The sequence below is a fragment of the Candidatus Zixiibacteriota bacterium genome (genome assembly GCA_020853795.1).
Lineage (GTDB): Bacteria > Zixibacteria > MSB-5A5 > CAIYYT01 > CAIYYT01 > JADJGC01.
In genome coordinates, this window is record JADYYF010000188.1 from 1 (window position 1) to 7,038 (window position 7,038).

Sequence of the window (7,038 nt, forward strand, 5' to 3'; positions counted from 1 at the left end):
CTGATTCTGCGTCACTGTGACTACCGAGGTATCCAAATCAGTTGCGCCGCAGGCATCGGTCGCTTGCAGCACAAAGGTGTATGTCCCGCTCGCAGGCGGCGTGAAACAAATATTGGTGCCATTGTAGGTCCCCGGCCCGCTCACCAACTGACAGGTCGAGAGATTGCCGTCCGGATCGCTGCACGAGGCCGGGAAACAGACCGGAGCCGCGCCGCATTGATAGACCGTCGAATCCGCTCCGGCATTGGCCACCGGTGCTTGATTCAACGTCACCGTCACCACGGAGGTGTCATAATCGGTCGCCCCGCAAACATCGGTTGCCTTCAGAACCAACGTGTACGTTCCACTCGCCGCCGGCGTGAAGCAAATCGCCGAGCCGTTGTACGTCCCCGGCCCGCTCACCAGTTGGCAGGTTGACAGGTTGCCGTCCGGATCGCTGCAGGCCGCCGTGATGCAGATCGGCGCCGGCGAACACTGGAACAATACCGAGTCGCGCCCGGCATTCGCTACCGGCGGCAGGTTCTGACAAATCTGGATCACGTACGGATTCCCCTGGGGATTCACCGCCGGATCCGATACTGTCGTCTGCCCGTCTGAGGCCGTTGTGTAGTACTGCAGCGTCGTCTTGCACTGCAGCAGACTTGGCGGCAAGGTCGCGCAGAATAAACTGTCATTGGGGTTGTAGGTCATCGCCGTTGACGAGTAACTGGCATCACCGTTGAACTTGTAGAACAGCGTCACAACCAGGCTCCCCGGCGGCGTGTCGTCGTCATAGACGTAGGTGCAAATCGTCAGATTGTTAGTCGGAATCTGGCAGGTGTCGCTCAGGTCGATCGTCGGCGGGTTCCGCTGCGGATCGGGCGGATCGGTCTCGGTGCAATAGGCCGTGTCGCACGGCGTGCAATTCGGCCCGTCCTTCTTGCAGATGATCGTCGCATGCGTCTGGCCGTTCTGCACTGTATCGGGGTTGTCGTAGCAGATGTAGTACCGGCTGCACAAACGCTGCTTGATCAACGTGTACACCGAATCCACGGCCGCGCCGTTGATCGCGTGACTCCAGAAGCCGCCCGTGGCATTAGCGAACTTCTGCAGCGCAATCGGATTATACCAAGTATAGTCAATCGGGCCGAGGTTGAACGTGTAAACCGGCACACCACCGGAGTTGGCCAGGTTGCAGATCAAAGTTGAGTCGTCGGCATAGGTGTTGTCCGAAACACCGTCCGGCGGCTGACTGCAAAACTGACTCCGATTCTCCAATCCGTCCGTAAAGGCAATCACCGCCTTGCTGCCCAGCTCAAACCTGGTCAGATCCACGCCCTTGTAGATGCCGTCGTAACAGGCCGTAAACCCGTTCGACGCCAGCGCATTGATCGCATTGTGCAAGGTGGTTTTGTTGGAGGTGAAATTCGTTACCGTCCCGATGCAGTTGGAGTAGGGAACAATCGCGGCCCGGTCGAAGGCATCCATGTTATTGACATAGCGATGCATCGCTGCCTTCGCCGAGTCAAGCTTGTTGTCCTCTGCCATGCTGCCGGAGATGTCTACCACAAAACACACCGATGTGATGCAGGAGTCGGCCGTCAATTGTTGAACCGTGAATGACGGGATCGTCACTCCGTCCTGCTTGACGCAGAAACTGTCGGCGTTCAGACCGCTGATCGTGAACCCGTTCGAGCCGAGCACGTCCACGTACGCGCACACCACCGGCCCGCAGATCAACTGCGAAATCGTCAGCGACGGCGTACTGCGCGAACCCGCGGTCGTCGGTAACCGCAGTTCGTCCAGCTTCGGAACCACATAGCCCGACGGCGGTTGATAACTCGTGTCGATCACCGTCGAGTCCTCCGGCGCATCGATCACGATATACTGTGCCTGTGCCGTGCTGCTGCCCATGGTCAGCGCCAGCACTCCGATCGCAAACATGACCGTTAAGCGCTTTAACAGTCGCTCCATAACCCACTCCTGCCATTGTCAAAGGTTCTGACGAGGCTTGTATTTAAATTTCTCATTCTCCAGCTTCACAGTCGCGCCGCGACACTATCCAACCTTGCGGCGGTCGCGCCGCGACTTCACGATTGCTCTCGAGTGTGCCGCCGAAACGGCATCACACCTATAGTTGTTCATGATGCGAGAAAAACTCAGGGCGGGTAAACGTGCACGATGGAGAGATTAATAGTGTATCGACTCGTTGCGCTTTACCTATTGCCCAAGCTCTCCTCCATATAATACTGGGACAGCACAACTCAAACAGCCCGATCGCGCTCACTTCGCGCCGACGTCAGTGATCCTGCTTCACTCCGCCACAATCGTCGCTGCCTGAATTACCTCCTGCCCGGCAACAATTCAATTCTGTTCTTTACTTTATGAAATAGTACCTGCGAAGTACTTGTAATGCTGCTTTACAAATCAAGCCAAATGTCAAACTTTTGTCAAGCCAATTCTGGCCGAAAGTATAAACTTCGATATCCGCAATCTTAAATCACACAAGCAGATACAATCCTTCCCCCGAGCCGGTCAGGTTATCTTGTCAGTCTTTATCCTGATTCTTTTCAGCTACAACTCGAAGTCAAACACAGATGCGCCCATTAACCAGTTGTTGCGTATCGGGTTGCGGAACAGCAAGTTCTTAGCCGCTCCACACCTCGTGATAATCTTCACTTACCTCGGATTCATCGTGCCATTCGCGCCCACCTTCGCTTTATTGGCGGCGGAGAAAATATTTTCGGAGATTGCCGCTTGCGGATCAAAGTTTGCCCCGAAAGTCAGCTCGCGGAGGGCGGCGTCAAAGCCGTCAAAGTCCTGGCCCGCAACATCGCCGTTTTCAAAATCGATGGAGTCCTCTACGGTCTGGAGGCCGACTGCAAACACATGCGCGCCTCCATCGCCCACGGCAAAATCGACGGCACCATCATCACTTGCCCCGCCCACGCCTGGCGCTACGACATCACCACCGGCGAGTGCCTCAACGAACCTTGGGCGAAATTGAAATCATATCCGATCGAAATTGACGCCGGCGAAGTCTATGTGATTATCGGGTAGCCCCGCAGCGCACGTGCTCTAAATAATGATCGCTTACGCTGATTACCAAAGTCCCCATTATCATCGTTGCGGCAGGTCTTGTCCCGCACGACGAAATCTGTGGAAGTATTTCGACACGTAATCGTGCGGGATGTGACCTGCCGCCCCTTGACCACCCGGATCAACCTTGAGGCGCTCGCTCCGCCTACCACCCCAGCAACTGCTCCAAATTTGCGTTGATCTTTTCGACAATCTCTTCGTATTCGCGCCGCTTCGCCTGCTGCTGCTCCACCACCGGCTTCGGCGCCTGCTCGACAAAATCGCGATTCGCCAGCTTCAGCCGCGTCTTTTCCAACAGCCCGGTCACATTCTCGAGTTCCTTCTGCAGTCGCTTGCGCTCCGTCTCGATGTCGATCAATCCCGCCAACGGCACATAGATCTCCACCCCCGGGATTACTGCCGAAGCCGACAGTGGGGGCTTCTTCAGGTCGGCCCCGATGATCAAATTCTCGATCCGCCCCAGATTCAGAATGTAGTTGCGGTTGTCGTCCAGGATCTTTGTCAGCTCCGGATCGCTGATCCTCAGATGCACCTCCGCACGCTTGGACGGCGGAATGTTCATCGTCGCCCGGATGTTGCGCACCGCGTTCACCACCCGCTGCAGCTTGAGCATCATCTCTTCGAGTTGCTCGTCAATCAGCCGCTCATCCGCGACCGGGTACGACTCCAGCAGAATCGACTTTTCGCCCGCCGGCAGTTTGTGCAGCAAGTGCCAGATCTCTTCCGTGATGTACGGCGCCAACGGATGCAGCAGCTTCAGGATATTGTTCAGACAATAGCCCGTGACCCGCTTCGCCAGCAGCTTGTCCTCCGGATCGGTGTCGCCGTAGAGCCGCGGCTTGACCAACTCGATATACCAGTCGCAGTAGTCGTGCCAGACATAATCATACAGCAGCTTTGCCGCCGCGTTGAAATGAAACTCCTCCAGCTGCTCAGTCGTGCGCTTGATCGTCTCGTTTAGCCGCGACAGAATCCACCGGTCCATCATCGGCAGCGCCGCCGCCTGCGGCCGCTCCGCCAGCTCGCCCTCGCCGATCTCGTCGCCGAGGTTCATCATGATGAAGCGCGACGCGTTCCACAGCTTGTTGCCGAAATTGCGCCCCAGCTCGAACGTGTTCATCGCAATATTCGGATCCTGCCCCTCCGGCGTCGACAGGATCAGCGACAGCCGCATGCTGTCCGCGCCGTACTGGTCGATCACTTCGATCGGATCGATTCCATTCCCCAGCGACTTCGACATCTTCCGTCCCTGCGCGTCGCGTACCGTGCCGTGGATGTAAACGTCGTTGAACACCAGCTTGCCGGTGAACTCATAGCCCGCCATCACCATCCGCGCCACCCACAGGAATATGATCTCGCTCGCCGTAAACAGGGAATTGGTCGGATAGAATTTCCGCAAATCCTCCGTATCCTGCGGCCAGCCGAAGGTCGAAAACGGCCACAACCACGAGGAGAACCACGTGTCGAGCACGTCCTCTTCCTGGTAGATGTCCGTCGTTCCGCACTTGCGGCACTTCGCCGGCGCCTGCTTCAGGACCATCTCTTCGTTGCAGTCGCGGCAATAGTACACCGGAATCCGATGCCCCCACCACAACTGGCGCGAAATGCACCAGTCGCGGATGTTTTCCATCCAGTACAGGTATGTCTTCGACCAGTGCTCCGGATGGAACCGCAGTTGTCCGTTCTTCAACGCCTCGATCGCCGGTTTCGTCAGTGGCTTCATTCGCACGAACCACTGCTCCGATAAGTACGGCTCCACCACCGTCGCGCAACGCGAACAGATCCCGACTGCGTGCGAGTAGTCGTCGATCTTCGCCAGCAATCCTTTCTTCTCCAGTTCGTCTAACACCTCACGCCGCGCGGTCTTGACATCCAGACCTTTGAACTTGCCCGCATTCTCATTGAGCGTGCCGTCCGGGTTCAGGATGTTGATCTTGTCCAGATCGTGCCGCAGGCTGATCTCGAAGTCGTTCGGATCGTGCGCCGGAGTGATCTTGACCACACCTGTGCCGAATTCCATGTCGACGTAGTCATCCGCGACAATCGCCAGCTCGCGGTCGAGAATCGGTAGAATCGCCGTCTTGCCGATGTACTGCTGGTAGCGCTCATCCTTGGGATTGACCGCCAGCGCCGTGTCGCCCAACATCGTCTCCGGCCGCGTGGTCGCCGCCGTCAGATAGATGTCCTGTCCCTTCAGCTTGTAGCGCACATAGTACAGCTTCGAGACCCGCTCCGCATGCTCGACCTCGTCGTCCGATAGGGAAGTCTGGCACCGCGGACACCAGTTGACGATGTATTTGCCCTTGTAGATGAGTCCCTTGTCGTAGAGCCGGATAAAGACTTCCTTGACGGCCTCCGACAACTGCTCGTCCAGCGTAAACCGCTCGCGCGACCAGTCGCAGGCACACCCCATCTTCTTCAGTTGCTCGATAATCCGCGCCTTCGTACCGGTGACGTGCTCCCATGTCCGCTTGACGAACGCCTCCCGCCCGATCTCCCGCCGCGACTTGTGTTCCTTCACCAGCAGCTTCTCGACCACGACTTGCGTGGCAATCCCGGCATGATCCGTCCCCGGCAGCCAGCACACTTCCTTCCCCTGCATCCGCTGCCAGCGAATCATGATATCCTGCAAGGTATTGTTCAGCGCGTGGCCCAGATGCAGCACGCCCGTCGCGTTCGGCGGCGGAATCACGATTGTGTACGTCGGCTTCGGCGAGCTCGCCTCCGCATGGAAATACCCCTTGCTCTGCCAATCGGCATAAAGCCGTTCTTCCACGCCAAACGGGCTGTATTGCTTCGGAATTTCCTGTTCGCTCATAGCTTCTTTCTGCAAAATGTCCACTGAGTATAGGCGATGCCCACCTCATGTCAAGATCATAATAACCCTTGGCCGGCGCCGTAGTTCGCGCCTATATTACCCTTTGTTCATCGGTCTTTTCTGAGGAGATCTCAATGCGCGAATCCGGTCCCGCTTTTCATCAACTGGTGCAGATCCTCCAGACCCTCCGCTCGCCCCAGGGCTGCCCTTGGGATCGGGAGCAAACTACCCGCTCGCTCCTCCCTTATCTAATCGAGGAAACCTACGAGGCTGTTGAAGCCGGTGAACAGCTCGACTACGACAAACTCAAAGAGGAACTCGGCGACATCCTCCTTCACATCATTTTCCAGGCCGAGATCGCCGAGGAACTCGGCCATTTCGACATCCGCGACGTGATCGAGGTGATCACGCAGAAAATGATCGACCGCCATCCGCATGTCTTCGGCGATACGACCGTCGCCGACTCCGATCAGGTCAAGCGCAACTGGGAAGCCATCAAGCTCCGCCAGCGGCAGGATGAAGCCCCCAAGACCGTTCTCGCCGGTGTCCCCAAGACTATGCCCGCTCTGCTCAAGGCCTACCGCGTTCAGGAAAAAGCCGCTCAATTTGGCTTCGACTGGGAACGCGCCGAAGATATCTTTGCCAAGATTGACGAGGAAATGGCCGAGTTCAAAGACGCTCTCGCACAAAACGATGTCGCCGCCATCCGCGACGAACTCGGCGACCTGATCTTCTCGCTCGTCAACTTCGCCCGCCATATCCAGGCCGAACCGGAAACCTGCCTCAATGCCACTATCCGCAAATTCACCAATCGCTTCGACTGCATGGAGCGCGCTCTCCACCAGCGTGGACTCTCCCTCAAGGAAGCCACTCTGGCGCAGATGGAAGAAGAGTGGCAGCGCGCCAAATCCCACGACTCCCCCTCGCTCTGAGGGCGGGGCAGGGGTGAGGGCACATTTCGTTCGCCGCGTATTGCACAAACGTGAACTCCGTCGTGCCACAATTCCCTCAGCATAAGGGACCAGGGCGTTTTATTCGTCGCTTTCTTCGCCTCACTTGATTCAACTCGAAACAGCTTCGCGACTCCCACTTTCCATCCCTAACGCTCTGCGCCTGAGAGCCGATAAATTCACTATGAATTA

Annotated in this window: 4 protein-coding genes; 2 read left to right on the forward strand and 2 right to left on the reverse strand. The window is 57.2% G+C overall.

Going from position 1 to position 7,038, the window contains the following annotated elements; genetic code table 11:
• Window positions 1-1,953 (reverse strand): VWA domain-containing protein (locus IT585_14275; GenBank protein ID MCC6964415.1); only part of this gene is annotated, 1,953 nt, incomplete at its 3' end.
• 783 nt (window positions 1,954-2,736) lie between these two features.
• On the opposite strand from IT585_14275, the gene IT585_14280 reads away from it, so the two are divergent.
• The gene (locus IT585_14280; GenBank protein MCC6964416.1) at window positions 2,737-3,039 is read left to right on the forward strand and encodes a Rieske (2Fe-2S) protein; all 303 of its coding nucleotides are present in this window, start codon (window positions 2,737-2,739) and stop codon (window positions 3,037-3,039) included.
• Between the two features lie 184 nt (window positions 3,040-3,223).
• On the opposite strand, the gene IT585_14285 is transcribed toward IT585_14280, so the two are convergent.
• Entirely contained in the window at window positions 3,224-5,896 is a 2,673-nt protein-coding gene (locus tag IT585_14285; GenBank protein ID MCC6964417.1) for a valine--tRNA ligase, read from the reverse strand.
• Between the two features lie 134 nt (window positions 5,897-6,030).
• Here IT585_14285 and mazG point away from each other — a divergent pair, with 134 nt between their 5' ends.
• Entirely contained in the window at window positions 6,031-6,828 is a 798-nt protein-coding gene (gene mazG, locus IT585_14290; protein MCC6964418.1) for a nucleoside triphosphate pyrophosphohydrolase, read from the forward strand.
• Window positions 6,829-7,038 lie beyond the last annotated feature (210 nt).

Bases quoted from the DNA above. Each gene is read 5' to 3' on its own strand.
- IT585_14285 (MCC6964417.1), bottom strand. From the start codon at position 5,896: ATGAGCGAACAGGAAATTCCGAAGCAATACAGCCCGTTTGGCGTGGAA.
- mazG (MCC6964418.1), top strand. From the start codon at position 6,031: ATGCGCGAATCCGGTCCCGCTTTTCATCAACTGGTGCAGATCCTCCAG.